Origin of the sequence: Microtetraspora malaysiensis, assembly GCF_050947145.1 — a bacterium.
Lineage (GTDB): Bacteria > Actinomycetota > Actinomycetes > Streptosporangiales > Streptosporangiaceae > Microtetraspora_A > Microtetraspora_A malaysiensis.
In genome coordinates, this window is record NZ_CP191998.1 from 6966537 (window position 1) to 6987651 (window position 21115).

The 21115-nt window shown below is 71.4% G+C and carries 15 protein-coding genes and 1 pseudogene; 9 read left to right on the forward strand and 7 right to left on the reverse strand.

Annotated features, from left to right (window positions below; translation table 11 throughout):
* Positions 1-139: 139 nt before the first annotated feature.
* Entirely contained in the window at positions 140-334 is a 195-nt protein-coding gene (locus ACQP1V_RS32820; protein WP_433414011.1) for a transposase, read from the reverse strand.
* A gap of 265 nt (positions 335-599) precedes the next feature.
* On the opposite strand from ACQP1V_RS32820, the gene ACQP1V_RS32825 reads away from it, so the two are divergent.
* Positions 600-1664: an RNA-guided endonuclease InsQ/TnpB family protein gene (locus tag ACQP1V_RS32825; RefSeq protein WP_433414013.1), complete on the forward strand. Its 1065-nt coding sequence runs from the start codon at positions 600-602 to the stop codon at positions 1662-1664.
* On the opposite strand, the gene ACQP1V_RS32830 is transcribed toward ACQP1V_RS32825, so the two are convergent.
* The gene (locus tag ACQP1V_RS32830; protein WP_433412213.1) at positions 1651-2778 is read right to left on the reverse strand and encodes an IS5 family transposase; all 1128 of its coding nucleotides are present in this window, start codon (positions 2776-2778) and stop codon (positions 1651-1653) included. The genes ACQP1V_RS32825 and ACQP1V_RS32830 overlap by 14 nt on opposite strands.
* Positions 2779-3090: 312 nt before the next feature.
* Between ACQP1V_RS32830 and ACQP1V_RS32835 the strand changes: the two are divergent.
* Positions 3091-3408, forward strand: a pseudogene (locus ACQP1V_RS32835) (RNHCP domain-containing protein); the annotation flags it as partial.
* 253 nt (positions 3409-3661) lie between these two features.
* Positions 3662-3964, forward strand: coding sequence for a hypothetical protein (locus ACQP1V_RS32840; RefSeq protein WP_433414015.1), 303 nt, complete (start codon positions 3662-3664; stop codon positions 3962-3964).
* A 463-nt stretch (positions 3965-4427) separates the two neighbouring features.
* On the opposite strand, the gene ACQP1V_RS32845 is transcribed toward ACQP1V_RS32840, so the two are convergent.
* Positions 4428-5828: a PLP-dependent aminotransferase family protein gene (locus tag ACQP1V_RS32845; RefSeq protein ID WP_433414017.1), complete on the reverse strand. Its 1401-nt coding sequence runs from the start codon at positions 5826-5828 to the stop codon at positions 4428-4430.
* 88 nt (positions 5829-5916) lie between these two features.
* On the opposite strand from ACQP1V_RS32845, the gene ACQP1V_RS32850 reads away from it, so the two are divergent.
* Together ACQP1V_RS32850 and ACQP1V_RS32855 are read left to right on the forward strand one after the other, a co-directional pair.
* The gene (locus ACQP1V_RS32850) at positions 5917-6369 is read left to right on the forward strand and encodes a carboxymuconolactone decarboxylase family protein (protein WP_387410268.1); all 453 of its coding nucleotides are present in this window, start codon (positions 5917-5919) and stop codon (positions 6367-6369) included.
* Positions 6370-6575: 206 nt separating this feature from the next.
* A complete protein-coding gene (locus ACQP1V_RS32855) occupies positions 6576-7640 on the forward strand; it encodes a sulfite oxidase (protein WP_433414019.1) in 1065 nt (354 codons plus the stop codon).
* A gap of 3 nt (positions 7641-7643) precedes the next feature.
* On the opposite strand, the gene ACQP1V_RS32860 is transcribed toward ACQP1V_RS32855, so the two are convergent.
* The 3 genes from ACQP1V_RS32860 to ACQP1V_RS32870 all read right to left on the reverse strand — a co-directional run bounded on the left by ACQP1V_RS32860 (position 7644) and on the right by ACQP1V_RS32870 (position 12502).
* Entirely contained in the window at positions 7644-9068 is a 1425-nt protein-coding gene (locus tag ACQP1V_RS32860) for a dihydrolipoyl dehydrogenase family protein (RefSeq protein WP_433414021.1), read from the reverse strand.
* A gap of 177 nt (positions 9069-9245) precedes the next feature.
* Complete coding sequence (gene fumC / locus ACQP1V_RS32865) at positions 9246-10742, reverse strand: class II fumarate hydratase (protein WP_433414022.1); 1497 nt, start codon at positions 10740-10742, stop codon at positions 9246-9248.
* A gap of 2 nt (positions 10743-10744) precedes the next feature.
* Positions 10745-12502, reverse strand: coding sequence for an NAD-dependent malic enzyme (locus ACQP1V_RS32870; protein WP_433414024.1), 1758 nt, complete (start codon positions 12500-12502; stop codon positions 10745-10747).
* Between the two features lie 235 nt (positions 12503-12737).
* Between ACQP1V_RS32870 and ACQP1V_RS32875 the strand changes: the two genes are divergently transcribed.
* Positions 12738-13808, forward strand: coding sequence for a Dyp-type peroxidase (locus tag ACQP1V_RS32875; protein ID WP_433414025.1), 1071 nt, complete (start codon positions 12738-12740; stop codon positions 13806-13808).
* Positions 13805-14620 carry a family 1 encapsulin nanocompartment shell protein gene (locus tag ACQP1V_RS32880; protein ID WP_433414027.1) on the forward strand — a complete coding sequence of 272 codons (816 nt, stop codon included), beginning with the start codon at positions 13805-13807 and terminating at the stop codon, positions 14618-14620. The genes ACQP1V_RS32875 and ACQP1V_RS32880 overlap by 4 nt, the downstream gene beginning before the upstream one ends.
* A gap of 44 nt (positions 14621-14664) precedes the next feature.
* On the opposite strand, the gene ACQP1V_RS32885 is transcribed toward ACQP1V_RS32880, so the two are convergent.
* On the reverse strand, positions 14665-15339 hold the full coding sequence (locus tag ACQP1V_RS32885; RefSeq protein WP_433414029.1) for an ATP-binding cassette domain-containing protein: 675 nt from the start codon (positions 15337-15339) through the stop codon (positions 14665-14667).
* Between the two features lie 267 nt (positions 15340-15606).
* Here ACQP1V_RS32885 and ACQP1V_RS32890 point away from each other — a divergent pair, with 267 nt between their 5' ends.
* Complete coding sequence (locus ACQP1V_RS32890; RefSeq protein ID WP_433414031.1) at positions 15607-18855, forward strand: type 2 lanthipeptide synthetase LanM family protein; 3249 nt, start codon at positions 15607-15609, stop codon at positions 18853-18855.
* Positions 18852-21086 (forward strand): peptidase domain-containing ABC transporter, encoded by a 2235-nt coding sequence (locus tag ACQP1V_RS32895; RefSeq protein ID WP_433414033.1) that lies wholly within the window; start codon positions 18852-18854, stop codon positions 21084-21086. The genes ACQP1V_RS32890 and ACQP1V_RS32895 overlap by 4 nt, the downstream gene beginning before the upstream one ends.
* Positions 21087-21115 lie beyond the last annotated feature (29 nt).

Consider the following 21115-nt stretch of genomic DNA (forward strand, 5'->3'; position numbering starts at 1 on the left):
CGCCGACCGTGGTGGGACCTTGATCGGCGTGTCACCACGAAACAGGGCAAACCCAAGCTGATGCAGCACTAGCGAGGAATCCTGGGCGTTCACGCCCGGGAGGAATCGCTTCCGGCCTAGGGCTTTGAACCTCCGGACGCTAGCCCGGACGTTTCCGGCCTTCGATGTACTCCTTGATGATGCTCAACGGCGCTCCTCCGCAGGAGGCGGCGAAGCAGGACAGTGACCAGAAATGGCCGCTCCACAGATACGTGCGGACACGAGCGCCGTACTCCTTGCGCAGCACGCGTGCCGAGACACTCTTGAGGGAGTTGACCAGGGTGGATGCGCCCAACGGTGCGCGACCATGCGGCGACGTCGCGGCCGCAGCGTTCCCGCCAAGTGCGGATGCACCCTGCCGCCGCGTATGCAGCTCACCCACAAGGTCCTGGGACGTTTCGTCGCGTAGGCCCGCCTCGCCAGGACCTACCTACTTCAGCGTGATCCAGGGAGTAACCCCGGGCGTTGACGTCCGGGAGGAATCGCTTCCGGCCTGGGGTTTGGATTCCCACCGCGGCGACATCGACCAAACGTTAATGTGTTCGATTGTGAAGCTGGTGATGCAGGTGAGACTCCTGCCAACGCCCGAGCAGGCGGCGGCGCTGGAGGCGACGCTGCACGCCTGCAACGACGCGGCGAACTTCGCCTCGGCGACCGCGTTCACGACCGGGGACCGGCGTGAGTACGCGTTGCGCAAGCACACCTATCGCGAGGTGAAAGCACGCGGGCTGGGGGCGCAAGCCGCCCAGCATGTGATCAAGAAGGTCGCCGACGCCTACACCACCCTGAAAGCCAACATCCGGGCGGGGAACCTGGGACCGAAAGGCTGTGCGCGCCGCGCGCGGGCCGAGAGCAAACCGGTCACCTTCCGCGCCGATGCCGCCCAGCCGTTCGACGACCGCTGCCTGTCGTGGGACCACACCGCCCGCACGGTGTCGATCTGGAGCACGGCAGGACGGCTGAAGAACATCGCGTTCACCGGCTCGCCCGGCCAGCTCAAGACGCTCGCGGAGTACCGGAAAGGCGAATCCGACCTGGTCTGCCGGGACGGCATGTGGTTCCTGTACGCGACCTGCGAGATCCCTGATGTTCCGGTCACCGAACCGGACGGGTTCATAGGGGTGGATCTGGGCATCGCCACCACCAGCGACGGCACCCGCCACTGCGGCAAGGGCCTGAACGCGGTCCGCCACCGCAACCGGGAATTGCGCCGCAGGTTGCAGGCCAAGGCCACCAAATCCGCCAAACGGCTGCTGAAGAAGCGCCGCCGCACGGAGGCACGGTTCGCCGCCAACACCAACCACACCATCGCCAAACGCATCGTGACCGAGGCAGAACGCACCGGACGCGGCATCGCCCTGGAAGATCTGGGCGGGATCCGTGACCGGGTACGGCTCCGCAAGCCCCAGCGGGTCACGCTGCATTCGTGGAGTTTCCACCAGCTCGGGTCGTTCATCGCTTACAAGGCTGCCCGGCACGGGGTCGCCGTGATCCATGTGGATCCGGCCTACACCTCCCAGACCTGCTCGGCCTGCGGGCACGTGGACAAGGCCAACCGGCCGAGCCAGGCAACCTTCTCCTGCACGTCGTGCGGCTTCGCTGAGAGCCTGTTCACAGATGCTTAAGTGCGGGTCCGTAGAGGGCAGGGCCGATCTTGTTGATGTGGCCTTGGCGTGACCATTGGGACAGCTGGACGCGGAAGCTGTTGACGTTGTCGATCCCGAGGATGGCGGCCAGCTCGGTGCCCTTCCATGCCCGCCAGGGCTGGGCAGCCAGGAGTTCGAGGACCTTGCCGCGCCGGTCGGGGCTGGTCGGCGCCGGCAGCGGTGGAGGGTCGCTCCAGCGGCCGTGGGCTGGCAGTCCTGCCAGGTCACGGGTGAGGCGGCGGGTCATGTGGTGGACGGTGGCCCACAGCACCATGGCTTCGTGATGCTCCGGTTTTCGTTCATAGCAGCGGACCAGACGGCGGTAGCGCATCAGCAAGGCGAAGGACCTCTCCACCACCCACCGGCGGGGCAGCACGACGAACCCCTTCATGTCGTCATTGCGCTTGACGATCTCGATGGTGCAGGCCAGGACTTGCTTGGCCCAGGTGACCAGCCGTCCGGCGTAGCCGCCGTCAGCCCACACCAGGCCGATGGTGGAGAACTTCTCCCGCAGCCGGGCCAGCAGCGGAGCGGCACCGTCACGGTCCTGCACTGAGGCCGCGGTGCTGATCACACAGATCAGCAGGCCGAGGGTGTCGACCGCGATATGCCGCTTCTGTCCCTTGATCTTCTTGCCGCCGTCGTACCCGCAGGCGGCCGAGCCGACGGTCTCGGCCGCCTTCACGCTCTGCGCATCGATCACCGCCGCGGTCGGCGCCTCCTTGCGGCCGGCCGCGACCCGGATCCGGCCGCGCAGCCGATCCACCAAGCTGTGCGGCATCCCCCGGGCGGACCAGCGTTCGAAAAACGCGTACACCGCCGGCCATGGCGGGAAGTCCACCGGCATAGCCCGCCACTCGATCCCGTACCTGGTCACATAGCCGATCGCGTCCAGCATCGCCCGTAGATCATGACGTGTCGGTGCACCGCCTGGGCCCTTGCGTAACCTGGCCATCACCGCCTCGGCCTCCGGCCGCAGCACCTGCCACTGCTCATCGGTCAGATCCGACGGGTACGACCGGATCCGATCCCGGCACAGGCAACCGGGCACAACACAACTGGCGCTGACGCCAGGAAACCGGTAGACAGTCATCCAAGGGCTTCTGGTGGGCGAGTGATCTAGACACTCCCTCGACTATCAGAAGCCCTCTTCTGTCTCCAGAGCCGACACGCCAACCCACCCAAACCGATCGCTAACAGGCTCTGAGCACGCCGACGTCAACGCAGCCCGCAACATCGCCGCGCGCGGTGTCGCGGGCTGGGCAGTGAGTCACGCTGCCGACGACGCGGCCTGACCCGTACCCGCCAGGTACGGCGAGGAGCTGCAAGCTCGGCCCTTTCAGGGCCGAGAAGCTGACCAAGGAGTTTCTCCCCGAGTTCTGTTCTCAGGGCCACGACCTTCCAGTGCGTGCGCTGCGGCCTTACCGTGGCCGCGTTCGCCCCGGACGGCCGTCGGCGCAACCACTGCCCGCACTGCCTGACGAGTCTGCACGTCGATGGCCGGATCCCCGGCGATCGACGTGAGACGTGTCGCGGGCGCATGGCGGCGGTGGGCGTGACGGCCCGGCGCAACGGGGAATGGCTGCTCATTCACCACTGCCTGGCCTGCGGGAAGTTGAGCGCCAACCGGATCGTAGGAGACGACAACGCGCTCACCCTCCTGCGCCTGGCCATGCGACCGCTGACCGCCTCCCCGCCCTTCAACGCGCAACTCGCGCTCTGAGCCCGGCGGGAACACCCGGAGCCTTCGTCTCCGCCCGTCACGGAGGCGGCGGGGCTCCGCTCCCTGAGCCTTCGTCTCCGCCCGCCTGCGCGGCTGGGGCTGGCCCGCAACGGCAGCTACTTTTCGCCGTCGGTCACGCGGCCTACCGTGGAGAGCACCCCCTGTCTGCGAAGGGAGAGCCTTGGCTACCCGACGTCCTCCGCTCACCCCCCAGTCCGCCGAAATCACCACTGCTACCGTGGAGATTAAGGCGATGACCGTCAACGGCAAGCAAGTCACTCTCGCGGTCTTTCGCCAGCTCTACGAAGAGCCGATGTATGACTCCCGCACCTGGGAGGCGTTCGGGACGCCATGGTGCTGGATCAACTACCACCCAGATCGATGCGATCGCGACCAGGTCGTCCACGAACACGTGGTGTGGCAGAAGAGCGCTGAACTGCGCCGCACCCGGGTCTACCTGCCGTCAGGCAAGGTGGATGCGGTTCCCCGGTTCGATGAGCACTCTGACGACGAGGTGGCAGCCTGCATGGCCACCGACAGCATCGGCAACGCCTGAATCACATCCGTCAAGGGTGTCCGAAACTACTCCCGCACGCCCAAGTCCGCAGCCGAGGAGCCAACAGCGTATGTCACGGGGGAATTCGACGCCGGCCAGATCACTGCCAAGCTCTTCCTCTCTTCACCCGAAGTGGCCAGCATCGTGGGGGGCTATGGGAGCCAGCCCCACCCCAGACTGGAGAGCGAGCACACGCCTTCACCCGGACGTGGAGGGATGCAGACGCTTGTCCCAGTTCCTCGGACGGCGACTCATTTTGACCGACACGTGGCTGCGCCAGGCCCAGGAACGCTGGGACAAGGTCCGAGACCTCCCGCAGGTATTCATCGCCCCGTGACCAGCTGCCGACCGTGGAAGGGGGTTGAGGAACGTCTTGGCGAGATCGCGCTAAGCCATGCTGTCCCTGGTTGGCCACCATGTGGTTCCCTTTTCTGTATCTCCAGGTACCCCAGCGGCGCGCATCCTATGGCGCGTCGGGCAAGGCGAGGCAGAGGGCGTCCAGCGCGGCGGCGATCGCGTGCTCGCGTGGAGTGCCGTACCCGATGACCAGACCGTCGCGCGGCGGCATCGTGCTGCCGGGGTGCCGGTGGGGGCCCAGGCCCTCCACGGCGAGGCCCAGGCGGCGGGCGGCGCGGAGCGTCGCCTGCTCGCTGCCCGCGGGAAGATCGAGGACGGCGTGCAGGCCCGCGGCGATGCCGCTGACGGTGATGTGCGGGGCGCGTTCGGCGAGCGTGGCCGTGAGCAGGTCACGACGGCGCCGGTAGATCCCGCGCGTGCGGCGCAGGTGGCGGTCGTAGGCGCCGCAGGTGATGAAGTCGGCCAGGGTGAGCTGGTCCGTGACGCCCGACCAGAGCTCGCGCGGGCCCTTGGCGGCGACGATGTCGTCCACCAGCCGGCCGGGCAACGCCATCCAGCCGAGTCGGAGCGCGGGTGACAGGCTCTTGCTCGTCGAGCCGAAGTAGACGACGCGGTCAGGGTCGAGGCCCTGGACGGCGCCGATCGGTTCGCGGTCGTAGCGGAACTCGCCGTCGTAGTCGTCCTCCAGCAGCAGACCGCCCGTGGCACGCGCCCAGTCGATGACCGCGGCGCGGCGTTCGGCGTGCAGGGCGCCTCCGGTGGGGTACTGGTGCGCCGGCGTCAACAGGACGGCCTTCGCGCCCGTGGCCGGCAGCTCCTCGATGCGTGCGCCGTGGGCGTCCACGGTGAGCGGCACGGTCGTCAGGCCCGCCCCGGTGAGGATGGAGCGGTGGAAGTCGAGCCCGTACGCCTCGACGGCGACCGGGCCGCCCAGCACCTGACACACCAGCCGCAGCCCGTGCGCGTAGCCCGAGCAGATCACGATGTGCTCGGCCTTGGTGCGCACGCCTCTGGTTCGCGCCAGGTAGTCCACCAGCGCCTGGCGCAGCTCCGGCCGGCCGCGGGGGTCTCCGACGCCGAAGGCGTCGCTGGGCGCGGCGGCCAGCGCGCGCCGGGCCGAGGTGATCCAGGACGAGCGCGGGAAGGCGGCGGCGTCGGGGGAACTGGGCATCAGGTCGTGGATGACGCGCAGGCGGGACGGGCGATCGGGGAAGCGCCGGCGGTCGGGTTCGAGGGGTGCGGCGCGATGCGCGACGTACGTGCCGGAGCCTTGACGTGAGGTGAGCCAGCCTTCCTCGACGAGCTCGGCGTACGCGGCGGCCACGGTGTTGCGGGCGATTCCCAGGTCAAGGGCGAGGGCGCGATAGGGCGGCAGCCGGGTGCCGGGCGCCAGCAACCCCGAACGGATCGCCTCGCGCAGCGCCCGCATCAGCCGCACGCGCGCGCCACCGCCGCCGGTGAGCTCCAGGTGCAGGTCGCTGCCGCCGTCCGGGGGCAGGCCGCTCACCGCCACATCCGGTGTCGGAAATTGACCCACAAAACATCCATGAGAATGCACCCTATCTTGGGCCGCTCACGCTTCTAGGGTCGAAGACATGACGAACGTTGCAATTCCCGCACGCATGAACATGTCGACCGTCGCCCCCAAGGTCTTCAAGGCCGTACTGAGACTGGACGCCGCAGCCCGCGAGGGGCTGGACCCGGTCCTGGTCGAGCTGGTGCAGATCCGCGCCTCGCAGATCAACCGATGCGCGTACTGCATCGACTACCACACCGGCGACGCCCGCCGGGCGGGTGAGACCGAGGCGCGCATCTACCAGCTGAGCGCCTGGCAGGAATCCAGCCTCTACACCGCCAAGGAGCGCGCCGCGCTGGCACTGACCGAGGCGGTGACCTTGCTGCCCCAGGGGGTCGAGGACGAGGTGTACGACGAGGCCGCGCGGCATTTCGACGACGAGGAGCTCGCCCAGCTCATCGCACTGATCTTCACGGTCAACGCCTGGAACCGCATGAACGTGACCACGCGCAAGACCCCCGGCACCGAGTAGTGCTGTGGATCGGTGGCGTGCTGGCCGTCCTGGTGCTGCCGATCGTCGGCAGCGCGCGTGGCCGCAAGGCCCCGGGCGGCCCGAGTAGGAGCGCGGCGGCCACCGGCGATTGAGTTCGGCCGCCTCGCGCGGGGCCGGCGGTCGCGCATCGCCTACTCGCCTCGGGGTACCCGTGAGACATGACTAAGTGGGACAAAAGGGATGACATGCTCGTTCACACGGACGAGCCGTTCAACGCCGAACCGCCCACGTCCGCCCTGGCGGAGCGGCTGACCACGCCGCTCGACACCTTCTACAGCCGCAACCACGGGCCCATCCCCCGCGTCGACCCGGCCACCTGGCGGCTGGAGGTGGACGGGCTGGTCGAGCGCCCGTCGCGGCTCTCGCTGGAGGAGCTGCGCTCCCGCTTCCCCGCGTACGAGGTGATCGCGACGCTGCAGTGCGCGGGCAACCGCCGTGCCGAGCTGATCGAGGTCCGCGACATCCCGGGCGAGGACCCCTGGCGGTCCGGCGCCGTGTCCACGGCGTCCTGGACCGGTGCGCGCCTCACCGACGTGCTCACCGAGGCGGGCCTGCGTCCCGAGGCCGCGCACGTCGCCTTCGCGGCGCCGGACATGGCGCGGGAGGCGGACCCGCCCCAGCTCTACGGCGGCTCCATCCCCGTGGTCAAGGCCACCGCGGACGAGGTGCTGCTCGCCTGGGCGATGAACGGCCATCCGCTGCCCGCCGTCCACGGCGCCCCGCTGCGCGCGATCGTGCCGGGCTGGATCGGCGCCCGCAGCGTGAAATGGCTCGACCGCGTCACCGCCCGCGCGGAACCCTCCGACGGCTACTTCCAGGCCGTCGCGTACCGGATGCTGCCGCCCGGCGCCGATCCCTCCCGGTGCGGGCCGGGGGCCGGCATCCCGCTCGGGCCGGTCGCCCTCACCTGCGACATCCTGCGCCCCGAGCACGGCTCCCGGGTGCCGCCCGGACCGACCGAGATCATCGGGTACGCGTTCGCCGGCGACGGCCGCGGCGTCGCCCGCGTGGACGTCTCCCCGGACGCCGGGCGTACGTGGACCCAGGCGAAGCTGGACGCGCCGGCGAGCCCCTGGGCCTGGCGGCTCTGGCGCACCGCCCTCGTCCTGCCCGAGGGCGAGGCGGAGATCGTGGCCCGCGCCTGGGACGGCGCGGGCGCCACACACCCCGAGTCACCGGCGGCGCTGTGGAACCCCAGAGGTTACGCCAACACCTCCTGGGGGCGGCTGCGCCTCACCTGCCGCCGCTGACCGTCACAGGCCGTACTCCTCCAGCAGGTGCAGCCAGATCTCGCTCACGGTCGGGAACGACGGGACCGCGTGCCACAGCCGGTCGAGGGTGACCTCGCCGATCACCGCGACGGTGGCCGAGTGGAGGAGGTCGACCACGGCCGGACCGACGAACGTGACGCCGAGAAGCACGCGGCGGTCCTCGTCGACGACGATCTTCGCCCGGCCGGTGTAGCCGTCGGCCTGCAGGTACGCGCCGGAGACCGCGCCGATGTCGTACTCCACGGCGCGTACGGCGAAGCCGTCGGCGCGGGCCCGCGCCTCCGTGCGGCCGACCACGCAGACCTGCGGGTCAGTGAAGATGACCTGGGGGGCGCCCTGGTCGTCGGCGATGTCGCGCGTCGCCCGCAGGTTGTCGGGCCGCCCCTGGGCGCGGGCGGCGATCACGTCGCCGCAGATCCGGGCCTGGTACTTGCCCATGTGGGTGAGCAGGTTGCGCCCGTTGACGTCGCCCACGGCGTAGAGCCAGCCGTCGGGGACGCCCGTCGCCCGCATGCTCGCGTCCACCTCGATCGGGCCGACCGCAGGCAGGCCGATCGTGTCCAGGCCGATGTCACCCACGGCCGCCCGCCGTCCGGTGCCGACGAGGATCTCGTCGGCCTCGATCACCGAGCCGTCGTCGGTGTGGACGGTCACCGGGCCGCCCGGGGCGGACCGCTCGACGCGGATGCACGAGCGGCTGAAGCGCACGTCGATCCCCGAGTCCTGGAACGACTTCGCCAGCAGCTCGCCGGCGAACGACTCGGTCCGGGCGAGCAGGCGGTCGCCACGCACGAACACGGTCGTCTCCTGGGCGCCGAGGGAGTGCAGCGCCTGGGACATCTCGCAGGCGACCACGCCGCCGCCGATCACGACCAGGCGCTTGGGCACCTGCTGGACGCTGGTCGCCTCCCGGTTCGTCCACGGACGCGCCTCCCGCAGTCCGGGCGTGTCGGGGATCCACGGGTCGCTGCCGGTGGCGATGACGACGGCGTGCCGGGCCCGCAGCGGCCGGACGCCGCCGTCCGGCGTCGTCACCTCGACTTGCAACGGCCCGGCCAGGCGTCCGCGGCCCCGGACGAATGTCGCCGGGACGTTCTCGATCCAGCTCACCTGGCCGCTGTCGTCGAGGTTGGACACGGTCTCGTCGCGGCGGGCCAGCACCGCGGCGGCGTCGATCGGGCCGCGCAGCTCCAGCCCGGGGACCCGGCTCACCTCGGCCGCCAGTCCCATCGGCCGCAGCAGCGCCTTGCTCGGGATGCACGCGTAGTAGGCGCACTCGCCGCCCGCCAGGCGCTCCTCGACGACCGCGGCCGTCAGGCCGCCCCGTACGGCGCGCTTCGCCGCGTTCTCCCCGACGGGTCCGGCACCTATCACGATTACATCGAAAACGTCGTTTCCGTCCGCCATCGGCACTCCCATCGCCGCAGGTCAGAGCAGGTATGACCGCTGTGTGGACAGCGCTCGGACCAGTCTGTCACCGCCTCGGGCGGCAGCACGGAAAGCCAGGGAAAAGGGCGAATGCTGCGATCGCCCGAGTTGTTCCCGGGTTGTTCCAGATGGAAGCCCGCACGGGGGCGCGTCGGGTCAACGCGATCCGCCCGCGGCGTCCCCGTCACCGGCCTCGGCGACTCCGGGGCGGGTGAGGTTTTCCGGGACGACGACGCGTTCGTACAGTTCGCGGCTGACCCCGGACTTCAGCGCGGCCTCCTCCAGGGTCAGGTCCTCGTCGAGGGCGCGGTGGGCGATCCGGGCGGCTCTGTCGTAGCCGATGACCGGGCTGAGCGCGGTGACCATCATGATGGAGCGGCGCAGGTTGTCGGCGAGTTTGCCGCGGTTCACGCGGGCACCCTCGACGAGGAAGCGGCGGAAGTGATCGATCATGTCCGCGAGGATCCGCACCGAATGCAGAACGTTGTCGATGATGATCGGGCGGAACGCGTTGAGTTCGAAGTTGCCCTCCCCGCCGGCGATCGAGACGGCGGTGTCGTTGCCGATCACCTGGATGGCCACCATCAGCATCGCCTCGGCCTGGGTCGGGTTGACCTTGCCCGGCATGATCGACGAGCCCGGCTCGTTCGCGGGGAGGACGAGCTCCTGAAGGCCGGTTCGCGGTCCGGACGCCAGCCAGCGCAGGTCGTTGGCGAACTTGAACAGCGGCGCGGCCAGGGCGCGCGTCGCCGCGGACACGCGGACGAGCGCGTCGCAGGAGGCCTGAGCGGCGAACTTGTTGGGCGCGCTGGTGAAGGGGCGGCCGGTCAGCTCGGCCAGCCGCGCGGCCACCTCGTCGCCGAAACCGGGCGGCGCGTTCAGGCCGGTGCCGACCGCGGTCCCGCCGATCGCCAGCCGGTACAGCTCGCGCGCCACATGGCGCAGGTGGTCGGTGGCGTCGGCGAGCTGCGCGACATATCCGGACCATTCCTGACCGACCGTGAGCGGGGTGGCGTCCTCCAGGTGGGTTCGGCCGATCTTGACCACGTGTTCCCATTCACGGCTCTTCGCCTCCGCGGCGTGCCGCAACCGGTCCAGGGCGGGCAGCAGCCGGGCCTCGATCATCTGGACGGCGGCGATGTGCATGGCGGTGACGAAGGTGTCGTTGGAGGACTGACACATGTTCACGTGGTCGTTCGGGTGCACGGGGTGCTTGCTGCCGAGCTCGCCTCCGAGAAGCTGGATCGCCCGGTTGGAGATCACCTCGTTGACGTTCATGTTCGACTGGGTGCCCGAGCCGGTCTGCCAGACGTACAACGGGAACTCCGCGTCGAGGTCGCCGCCGATCACCTCGTCGGCGACGCGCGCGATGAGGTCGGCCTTCCAGTGGGGCAGCCGCCCGGCGGCGCCGTTGACGATCGCCGCGGCCTTCTTGATGTAGCCGTACGCGTGGTAGACCTCCTTCGGCATGCGGTCGTCGCCGATGTCGAAGTGGATCAGCGATCGTTGGGTCTGCGCGCCCCAGTAGTGGTCGGCCGGCACCTGGATCTCGCCGATGGAATCGGTCTCGGTGCGGGTGCCGGAGCCGGTGAGCCCGATGGGCACGTCGTGTACGGGCGGCCCGGAGCCGGCGCGTCGATCGTCCGCGGTCACGGCTACCGCCCCCTGACCCGCCGGTACACCGGCTGCCACATCGCGTCCTGGACCTGCTGGACCGGGTCCTTGAGGTCGGCGCGGGCCAGGCCCTCCCGCGCGGCCTGCTCGGCGACCGCGACCGCGACGGTCGCCGACACCTCCCGCAGGTTCTCCACCTGGGGAAGCAGCGACGCGCCCGGCGCGGACACCTCCACCATGCCGCCCACGGCCTCGGCCGCGGCCTGCAGCATGCCGTCGCTGACCCGCCGCGCGCGGGCCACGATCGTGCCCAGTCCCAGTCCCGGGTACAGCAGCGCGTTGTTGGCCTGCGCGATCACGTAGGTCACCCGGCCGTAGGTGATCGGGTTGACCGGGATGCCGGTGGCGATCAGGGCCCGGCCGTCGGTCCAGCGCAGCAGGTCGGCGGGCATCGCCTCGATCCGTTCGGTGGGGTTGGAGATCGGGAAGATGACGGGCCGGTCGACGCCGGCCGCCATCGCGCGGACCACCTGCTCGGTGAAGGCGCCGTGCGCGGTCGAGGTGCCGAGCAGCATCGTCGGCTTGACCCGCTCGACCACCTCCAGCAGGCCGATGCCGCCGTCCCGCTTCCAGTCGCGCGCCTCCTCGGCGGGCCTGGCGTACGGAGTCTGGAAGTCCCGCAGGCCGGTCATGTCGTCGAGGAGCAGGCCCTGCTTGTCGACGGGCCAGATGCGCCGGGTCGCGGTGTCCGGATCCAGGCCGTCCCGCACCATCGCCGACCGCAGTTGATCGGCGATCCCGATGCCCGCGGTGCCGGCGCCGAAGACGACGATCCGCTGGTCGCGCATCGGCGTCCCGGACGCCCGGACGGCGCCCAGCATGGCGGCCAGCACGATGGCGCCGGTCCCCTGCATGTCGTCGTTGAAGGTAGGGATGCGGCCGGTGTACTTCTCCAGGATCCGCCGCCCGTTGGAGGGGCCGAAGTCCTCCCAGTGCAGCAGGGCTCCCGGGAACATCCGGGTGGCGGTGGTGACGTACGCGTCGATGAAGTCGTCGTACCGTTGCCCGCGCACCCGCGTGTGCCGGTTGCCGACGTAGCCGGGATCGTTCAGCAGGGCCTCGTTGCCGGTGCCGACGTCGAGCGCCACCGGTACGACGCGTGCCGGGTCGATCCCGGCCGCGGCGGTGTAGACGGCGAGCTTGCCGGCCGTGATCCCGGCGCCGCCGCCGACCCCCCAGTCGCCGATGCCCAGGATCTCCTCGGCATCGGAGGCCACCACCAGGTCCACGTCGTCCGGGCCCAGTCCCAGGTCGGCGAAGGCGTGCTCGATGCCGTCCACGTCGTCGACGGACAGGTAGACGCCCCGGGGCCGGCGGTATTCGTGGCTGTAGTTCTTGATCGCCTGCGCGACGGTCGGGTCGTAGACGATCGGCAGCATCTCCCGCAGGTGATCGGACAGCAGGCGGTAGTACAACACCTCGTCGCGGTCGCGCAGCGCCTCCAGGTAGATGTTCTTCAGCAGGTCGGTGGCCTGCGCCTGGTACTGGGCGTACACCCGGCGCGCCTGCTGGTCGAGCGTCTCCACCGCCGTCGGCAGCAGACCGTGCAGGTGGAGTTCGTCGCGTTCCTCGGCGGTGAACGCGGTCCCCTTGTTCAGCAGCGGCTCGCGCAGCACCTCCAGTCCGCGCGCGGAGGTGCGGTACCCCTCGTCCGTCTCTTCGAAGACCCGGTTGGCGGCGGCCGGCCGCCGGTTCTCCTCGCCCGCCATCTCGCCGTCATCCTCTCCCGCAAGGAGCATGTCCGTCTGGTCCCTGCCCGCGCGGAACTCCGGCCGCGCCAAGCCGCCCCCAAACCTGCCTATGTATTGATTTGAGGCCCACCGCCGGAAATATGCGGGGTTGACTGCGTTTGGCGGCTGGATGGCGCGTTCGTTGCCGACGGCTCCGTGTGGTGTCTCAGGGCCGGGGCATTGCTCGGTAGGTGACCGGAGCTCCCACCACGACGCATCCATCGCGTACCACGAGGTGAACGCGATGGTGGAACCGCTCCCGCAGGAGGTGCTGCGCCCACTGACCAGGTCGGCGCTCTTCCTCGTCGTGACGATCGACCCGGGCGGCGAGTCCCGGGTACGGGATCTACTGACCGAGCTGTCGGGCCTGCAGAAGGCGGTGGGTTTCCGGGCGCAGGAAGGCCGGTTGAGCTGCGTCACCGGGATCGGGTCGCAGGCCTGGGACCGGTTGTTCGCCGGGCCGCGCCCCGCCGAGCTGCACCCGTTCCGCGAGCTGGCCGGGCCCGTCCACCGTGCCGTGGCGACACCGGGCGACCTGCTGTTCCACGTCCGGGCGCAGCGGCCGGACCTGTGCTTCGCGCTGGCGTCGGAGATCATGGATCGGGTGCGCGACGCGGTGACGGTCCGCGACGAGGTGCACGGGTTCAAGTACTTCGACGTACGCGACCTGCTGGGCTTCGTCGACGGGACGGAGAACCCGGTCGGCCCGGCGGCCGGCGCGGCCGTCCTGGTCGGCGCGGAGGACCCGCGATTCGCCGGCGGAAGCTACGTGATCGTGCAGAAGTACCTGCACGACCTGCGGGCGTGGAACGCCCTGCCGGTCGAGGCGCAGGAGATGGTGATCGGCCGTAGGAAGCTGTCCGACATCGAGCTGGACGACGCCGTCAAGCCGCCCGACTCACATGTCGCCCTCAACACGATCGTCGACCCCGACGGCACCAAGCACGAGATCCTGCGCGACAACATGCCCTTCGGCACGGTGGGAAGCGGCGAGTTCGGCACGTACTTCATCGGCTACGCCCGCACCCCGGCGGTGACCGAACGGATGCTGGAGCGGATGTTCCTCGGCGACCCGCCGGCCAGGCACGACCGGCTCCTGGACTTCTCCACCCCCGTCACCGGCGGCCTCTTCTTCGCCCCCAGCGTCGGCTTCCTCGACGATCCGCCCGACCTGCCCGCCGTCGCGGCCGCACCCCGGGCCGAGGACCGGGCCGAGGATTGGGTACGCGGCGACGCGGGCGTGCCAGATGACAGGGAGAGGCCGCCCCAGCAGTCCCTGGGCATCGGCGATCTCAAAGGGAGCGACGTTCGATGAACAACCTGCATCGGGAACTCGCGCCGATCTCCGACGCCGCGTGGGCGGACCTGGAGGAGGAGGCGCGGCGCACGTTCCGCCGGCACGTGGCCGGCCGTCGCGTCGTGGACGTCGTGGGGCCGGAAGGGGCGCGGCTGTCGGCGGTCGGCACCGGGCACCTGCAACCGGCCGAGCCTCCCGTGAACGGTGTCGTCGCCCGCACGCGGCGCTCCCAGCCGATCGTCGAACTGCGCGCGCCCTTCACCGTCGACCGGCAGCAGGTCGACGCCGTCGAACGCGGCGCCAAGGACGCCGACTGGCAGCCGGTCAAGGACGCCGCCCGCCAGATGGCCCTCGCCGAGGACCGCGTGATCTTCGACGGCTACCCCGCGGCCGGCGTCATCGGCCTCCGCGCCGCCTCCTCCCTTCCGGCGATCCCGCTCCCCGCGGACGTACCCGGCTACCCCGGCGCCGTCAGCCGGGCGATGAGCGCGCTGCGGCTGGCCGGCGTCGACGGCCCGTACAGCCTGGCCCTCGGCGCCGACGCCTACACCGCCGTCAGTGAGGCGACCGACCACGGCTACCCGATCCATGATCACATCGCCCGCGTCCTCGGCGGCGAGATCATCTGGGCGCCCGCCATCGACGGCGCCTTCCTGCTGTCCACCCGCGGCGGCGACTTCGAGCTGCACATCGGCCAGGACGTCTCGATCGGCTACCTCGACCACGACGACGCCGCCGTCCAGCTCTACTTCCAGGAAACGCTGACCTTCCTCGCCTACACCGCCGAGGCCGTGGTGGCGCTCTCGCCCACCTCGCCCCCGCCCGCCTGACCGCCCGCGTGCGCGTACGCGCCGCGAGCCGCACCGACGCGAGGTCAGGGCAGCCGGTCGCCCTCGGCGGAGTAGGTGACGCGGCCATCGGCGAGCACCGCCATCCCCCCGCAGACACGGAGCAGGCCGTCGTCCATCGTGCGGGAGCTGACCATCACCATCCGTTCCTCGCCCAGGGCGGCGGCCAGCTCCCACAGGCTCGCCCGCTCGTCCGGGGCGAGCCGGCCGGGCAGCTCGTCGATCACCAGCAGCCGGGGATCGGTGATCAGCGCCGCCGCGACGGAGACCCGCCGGAGCAGTTCGCCGCCGAACTCCGCCATGTTCCGGTGCGCCGCCTCGGCCAGCCCGACGAGCTCCACCACCTCCGCGATGCGCCGCCGCCGGAGGGTCCGGTCGTCCAGCCCCCGGGACAGGCCGACGTAGTTCAGGTACTCGGGCACGGTCAGGTCGGGGTACCGTCCGGGCGCCTGCGGCACGTACCCGACCATCTGGAGCCCCACGTCCCGGCCGACCGGGCCCACGAGCTCCCTGCCGTCCAGCTCGACCTTCCCGCTGGTCGGGCGGACGAGCCCGGCGAGGATGCGCAGCAGTGTGCTCTTCCCGGCTCCGGTGGCGCCGAAGAGGCCGAACACGCCGCTGGGGACGCTGAGCGTCACTTCGGCCAGCGCCCGCACTCGTCCCTGGAACACCTTCGTCAGGCCGCGGATCTCGATGGTCACGCCGAACTCTCCAAGGCACCCGGGGGCAGGGACGTGCTGCGATTACGTCGTGTTTCTTGGATCACCGGCCGGAGGCTCGGCTCCGGCCGGCTCTTGCGCCTGGCGAGGCGCCCGTCTGGGCCCGAAGCCTCGCTAGAGAGAAAAGTAGGAGGACCTTCACTAAGGGATCAAGTAGGGGGAACCCCGTAGGGATTTCCCCGAGGCTGCCGATCCGCCGCCTGGCCCAAGCTGACGCCATCTGTTCGATCTGTGCTTGGGAGTCAGTTCATGTCGGACACCACGGTCCCGGCGATCGATCCCCTGGCGTCGGCGGGCCTTCCTTTGTGGATCAGTGCGCTGACCCTGGCGGAGCGCGCCACGGCGGGAGCACCCGAGGTCGCGAACGAGGCCGACGAGCGGGCCCGCAGGCGGCTGGAGCGGTGGAAACGGGCCCACGGCCTCGGCGACGGGCCGGCGTTCGCCGCGCGCCTGGCGGCGTTGCCCGCCGGCTGCGGGAGCGAGGCCGGGCTGCTGGCGCTGCTCGCCGAGCCTCCCGAGCGGTTGAGCGCCAGGGTGGACACGGTCCCGGACTGGAGCGAGACCCTCGGCCGCGTCCTGTCCGGCGAGCGCCACGACCGGGCCGCGCCGGAGGCCGACTGGCGGCAGGGCATGGCGGCGATCGTCGAGCCGTTCACCGACGACGCGCTCCGACGCCTGGAACCGGACATCCCCCGGGAGCACGGCGACGCGTTGCGCTCCGGCATCGCCCAAGCGCTGAGCGCCGCGCTGCTCAGTCTGGCCACGCGGACGCTGGTGCTGGAGCTCAACGTGCTGCGCGTCGAGGGACGGCTCACCGGGGACACGCCCGAAGCGCGGTTCGCGTCCTTCGTCGCGTACTTCGCCGCTCCCGAGGGCCGGCGCGCGCTACTGGCCGAATACCAGGTGCTCGGACGGCTGCTCGCGCAGCGGGCCGACCAGACCGTCACCGCGGTGCGGGAGCTGCTCCGGCGCTGGACCGCGGACCGGGAGGCCGTCGTCGCCGCCCTCTTCGGCGCGGCCGACCCCGGCCCGATCACCGGGCTGACGCTCAACGACGGCGACACCCACCAGGGCGGCCGGGCGGTGGCCATCCTCCGCTTCGCCTCGGGCGCGCGGCTGGTGTACAAGCCGCGTTCCGTCGCCGTACACGCCCGGTTCGCGACGCTGCTGCGATGGTTCGACGAGCGGGCGGGCCACATGGGCCTGCGCGTCCCCGAGATCGTGGAGCGCGAGGGATACGGCTGGATCGCGTTCGTGGAGGCCGCCCCGTGTCGCTCGGTGGAGGAGGTGGATGGCTACTACCGGCGGCTCGGCGCGCTCCTGGCGCTGTTGCACACCATCGAGGCGGCGGACTTCCACTTCGAGAACCTCATCGCCCACGGCGACCAGCCGGTCCTCATCGACCTGGAGGCGTTGTTCCACCCGCAGCTCCCCCACCCCGTGCTGGAGGAGGGTGAGGACCCGGCGCTGACCGTGCTGAACTCGTCGGTCACCCGGGTGGGGGTGCTGCCCATGCTCCTGTCGAGCGAGGACGGCGAGCTGGACCTCGGCGGGCTGGGCGGCGACGCGGGGGCGATGTACCCCTTCGCCCTGCCGACGCTGGAGGCCGGCGGCACCGACACGATGCGGATGGTGCGGCGGCGGACGGCACTCGGCGGCGGCAACAACCGACCGACGCTCGACGGAACCCCCGCCGAGCCGGCGCACCACGTCGACCAGCTCGTGCTCGGCTTCCGTACCGGCTACGACGCGATCCTGCGCCACCGCGAGGAGCTCACGGCGGAGGGCGGCCCGCTCGCGGCCTTCACCGAGCTGGAGGTCCGCGCCGTGCTGCGCGCCACCCAGGTGTACGGCACGCTCCTGGACGAGGGAACGCATCCCGACCTGATGCGGGACGCCCTGAACCGGGATCGTCACCTGGACTTCCTCTGGTCGGTGTCGACGGTCGGCGAGTCGATGCTGCGGGTGGTGCCGTACGAGCAGGCCGATCTGTGGGCGGGCGACGTCCCGCTGTTCACCGGCCGCCCCGGCTCGCGCGACCTGTGGGACAGCCACGGCGAGCGGATCCCCGAGTTCTTCCCGGCCAGCCCTCTCGACCGGGTGCACGCCAAGCTCGCCGGCATGGCCGCGGCCGACCGGGCCCGACAGGAATGGATCATCCGCTCGACCCTGGCGACGCGACCCGCCGTCACGGGCGCGGCTCCCCGCGAGGAACCCGACCGCCCGCTGGTCCCGCCGGAGACGGCGGACCGCTGCCTGGAGCAGGCCGTACGGATCGCCGACCGGCTGAGCGAGCTGGCGATCCGCGACGGAGAGCGCGTGTCGTGGCTGGGGCTGCAGCCGGTCAGCGAAGCGGGCTGGCGGGTCTCGCCGCTCAAGACCGACCTCTACGGCGGGCACACGGGCATCGCGGTCTTCCTCGCCAGGCTGGGCACAGTCACCGGCGAGCGCCGCTTCGTCGATCTGGCGCGGCGGGCGCTCTGGATGATCCCTCCGCTGCTCGACCGCTACCCGCTCATGCCGGCCGAGCAGCGCGGGCGGCTGTTCGGCCTGGGCGGGTTCAGCGGGATGCCGGGGCTGGCCTACGGGCTCCTCCACGTCGCCGCCTGCGCCGGTGAGGACGCCGCCCCGTCCGTGGTGCAGGCCGTCGAGCACGTCGCCGGGCTGCTGGACGAGGACGTCCCCGACCCGCTCGACATTCTGAGCGGCAGCGCGGGCACGATCGGCGCTCTGCTCGCCGTCCACGCCCACACCGACTCGGAGCGGGCGCTGGACATCGCCGTCACGTGCGGCCGTCGGCTGGTGGACCGCGCCGAACCCCAGGAGGACGGCGTGGCCTGGCCCGCCGACGGAGCGAGCCGGCCGCTGTCGGGCTTCTCGCACGGGGCCGCGGGCATCGGCTGGGCGCTGATCAGGCTCGGCGCGGTGACGGGCGAGGCCCGGTTCACCGAGACGGGGCTTGCCGCGCTCGCCGGGGAGCGCGCCGACTACAGCCCGGAACTGGGCAACTGGCCCGACCACCGCGTGGACCGGCGCGGCGACACCGAGAGGTTCGCCTCCCACATGTACGCCTGGTGCCACGGCGCGCCCGGCATCGGCCTGGCCAGGGCCGGCGTGCTGGACCTCCGCGACAACCCCGGCCTCCGCGCCGATGCGGACCTGCGCGCCGACCTGGACCTGGCGCTGGCCGCGACCGTACGCGGCGGGCTGTCGCTGCGCGGCCACAGCCTCTGCCACGGCGTCTTCGGCAACGCCGACCTGCTCCTGCTGGCCGAGGAGCGCGGCGCCCGCCTCGCCCCGGAGGCCCGGAGCGCGCTGGCGCGTGCGGTGGACTCCCTCGACCGCGACGGTCCGGTGTGCGGCACACCGGGAGAGATCGAGACACCGTCGCTCATGACGGGCCTGGCCGGGATCGGCTACGGCCTGCTGCGGCTGGCCTCGCCCGGGACCGTCCCCTCCGTGCTCCTCTTCGAGCCGCCGAAGCGGGTGACGGCGTGAGCCGGATCCGCGCGGCCCTCATGGCGGTGCTCGCCCTGGTGCGCCGCCGCACCCGGCGCGTTCCCCTGCGCCAGCAGCTCACGGCGACGGAGTGCGGGATCGCCTGCCTGGCCATGATCGCCGGCTACTTCGGACGTCACACCCTGATGGCCGAGTGTCGCACCTTCCTCGCCGCAGGACGGGACGGCCTGTCGGTCGGCCGCCTCATGGACGCCGCGGCCCGGCTCGGCCTGGCCGCGGACGTCGAGCAGGTGGCCCCGGCGGATCTGCCCGACGGCCCGCTGATGCTGTTCTGGCGGGGCCGCCACTTCGTGGTGCTGGAGCGACGCACCCGCCGGTGGGTCCGCATCGCCGACCCCAGCGGCGGACGCCGGCGGCTGTCCCACACCGAGTTCGCCGAGGATTACAGCGGGATCTGCCTGACCCTCCGCCCCGAGCCGGACTTCCGGCGGCGGCTGGGCCGCGCCCGCGACTGGCCGATCCCCCGATATCTGCGCGAGGTGCTGGCCGTACCGGGGACCCGGGGGCCGATGGCCGGCATCCTCCTGGCGTCGGCCGCGTTGCAGGGCGTCGGACTCGCCCTGCCCCTGACCACGGCGTACGTCGTCGACACACTGCTGCCGCAGCGCCAGGCGGGACTCGTCCCGCTGCTGGCCCTCGGGGTCGCGGTGACCGCCATGACGCACGCCGGCGCGGCGCTCATACGGGGCTGGGTGGCGATCACCCTGCGCACCCGGGCCAACGCCGTGCTCACCCGCGGCTTCATGGCGCATCTCCTGCGGCTGCCGCTGCTGTTCTTCCTCCAGCGGTCCCGGGGCGATCTCCTGATGCGCCTGGCCAGCGTGATGAGCGCCCGCGAGGTGCTGACCGGCCAGCTCTTCATGATCGTGCTCGACGCCTCGATGCTCAGCTTCTACCTGGTCGGCCTGGCCGTGCTGGCCCCCGCGTATCTGGCGCTGACCCTCCTGCTCGGCCTGGTCCAGGTCGGCCTGATCGTCGTGACGTACGGCAGGCAGGGCAGGCTGGCCAAACGCGAGCTGTACGCCATGTCGGAGGAACAGGGCTACCTGGTCGAGACGCTGGACGCGGTGCTGCCGCTCAAGGCGAACGGCGCGGAGACCCGGGCGCTGAGCCACTGGGGCACCCTGTTCGAACGCCACCAGGAGGCCGGCCTCCGGCGCGGCCGCTCGTCGGCCGTGGTCGAGGCGGCGCTGAGCACGATGCGCGTTCTGTCGCCGCTGGCCATGCTGGTGCTCGGCGTGAGCCTCGTGCTGGACGGCACGATGACCGCCGGCGCGATGCTGGCCGCCAACGCCGTCGCGGTGTCGGTCCTGACCCCACTCGGCTCCCTCGCCACGGCGGGCCAGTCGCTGCAGTCGGTCCGGGCGCAGGTGGAGCGCATGCACGACGTGCTCGACTCCGGGCAGGAGCCGGTCGGCCCGACCGGCCTGCCCGGCGGTGGGCCCATCGACGTGGAACTGTCCCGGGTCACGTTCGGCTACGACCCGGAGGCCACGCCCGTACTCCAGGACATCTCGCTCACGATGCGGCCCGGACGCAAGATCGGCGTGGCCGGCCGTACCGGATCGGGCAAGAGCACCCTGGCGCTGATGGTCCTGGGCCTGCTGCGCCCCGACAGCGGCGAGATCCACCTCTCCGGGATCCCCCTGGAGGAGCTCGACCTGCACGAGTTGCGGGCGAACTGCGGAGCGGTGCTCCAGCACCTGTCGCTCTTCAACGGAACCATCGCCGACAACATCACCATGGGCAGCTCAGACGCCTCGCAGGCCGACGTGGAGTACGCCGCCGAGGTGGCCGGACTGCACGACGACGTCCAGCGGATGCCCATGCGCTACGCGACGCGGGTCGGCGAGGGCGGCCTGGCCCTGTCGGCCGGGCAGCGCCAGCGGGTGGCGCTCGCCCGGGCCCTGGTCCACCGTCCCCGGCTGCTCATCCTCGACGAGGCGACCAGCCATCTGGACCCGGCCACCGAGCGCAGGGTGGACGCGGCGCTCAACCGGCTGCGGGTCACCCGGCTGGTCATCTCCCACCGCCTGTCCGCCATCGAGAACGCCGACGAGATCGTGGTGCTCGACACCGGGCGCATCGCCGAGCGCGGTACCCACGCCGAGCTGCTCGAACTCGGCGGCCACTATGCCGCCATGTTCGGCCCCCTGACCTCCGGAGAGGCCGCGGCCGCCGCCGAGCGGCTGCCCGGCCTCGTCCGGTGACGCCGCGCCACGGCGCGGCACCCCCCGAA

Excerpts from the sequence above, each read along its gene's own strand:
- ACQP1V_RS32830 (WP_433412213.1), bottom strand. The coding sequence starts at position 2,778 with ATGACTGTCTACCGGTTTCCTGGCGTCAGCGCCAGTTGTGTTGTGCCC.
- ACQP1V_RS32840 (WP_433414015.1), top strand. The coding sequence starts at position 3,662 with ATGACCGTCAACGGCAAGCAAGTCACTCTCGCGGTCTTTCGCCAGCTC.
- ACQP1V_RS32890 (WP_433414031.1), top strand. The coding sequence starts at position 15,607 with ATGTCGGACACCACGGTCCCGGCGATCGATCCCCTGGCGTCGGCGGGC.
- ACQP1V_RS32850 (WP_387410268.1), top strand. The coding sequence starts at position 5,917 with ATGACGAACGTTGCAATTCCCGCACGCATGAACATGTCGACCGTCGCC.
- ACQP1V_RS32870 (WP_433414024.1), bottom strand. The coding sequence starts at position 12,502 with ATGCTCCTTGCGGGAGAGGATGACGGCGAGATGGCGGGCGAGGAGAAC.
- ACQP1V_RS32860 (WP_433414021.1), bottom strand. The coding sequence starts at position 9,068 with ATGGCGGACGGAAACGACGTTTTCGATGTAATCGTGATAGGTGCCGGA.
- ACQP1V_RS32875 (WP_433414025.1), top strand. The coding sequence starts at position 12,738 with ATGGTGGAACCGCTCCCGCAGGAGGTGCTGCGCCCACTGACCAGGTCG.
- ACQP1V_RS32855 (WP_433414019.1), top strand. The coding sequence starts at position 6,576 with ATGCTCGTTCACACGGACGAGCCGTTCAACGCCGAACCGCCCACGTCC.
- ACQP1V_RS32825 (WP_433414013.1), top strand. The coding sequence starts at position 600 with ATGCAGGTGAGACTCCTGCCAACGCCCGAGCAGGCGGCGGCGCTGGAG.
- ACQP1V_RS32880 (WP_433414027.1), top strand. The coding sequence starts at position 13,805 with ATGAACAACCTGCATCGGGAACTCGCGCCGATCTCCGACGCCGCGTGG.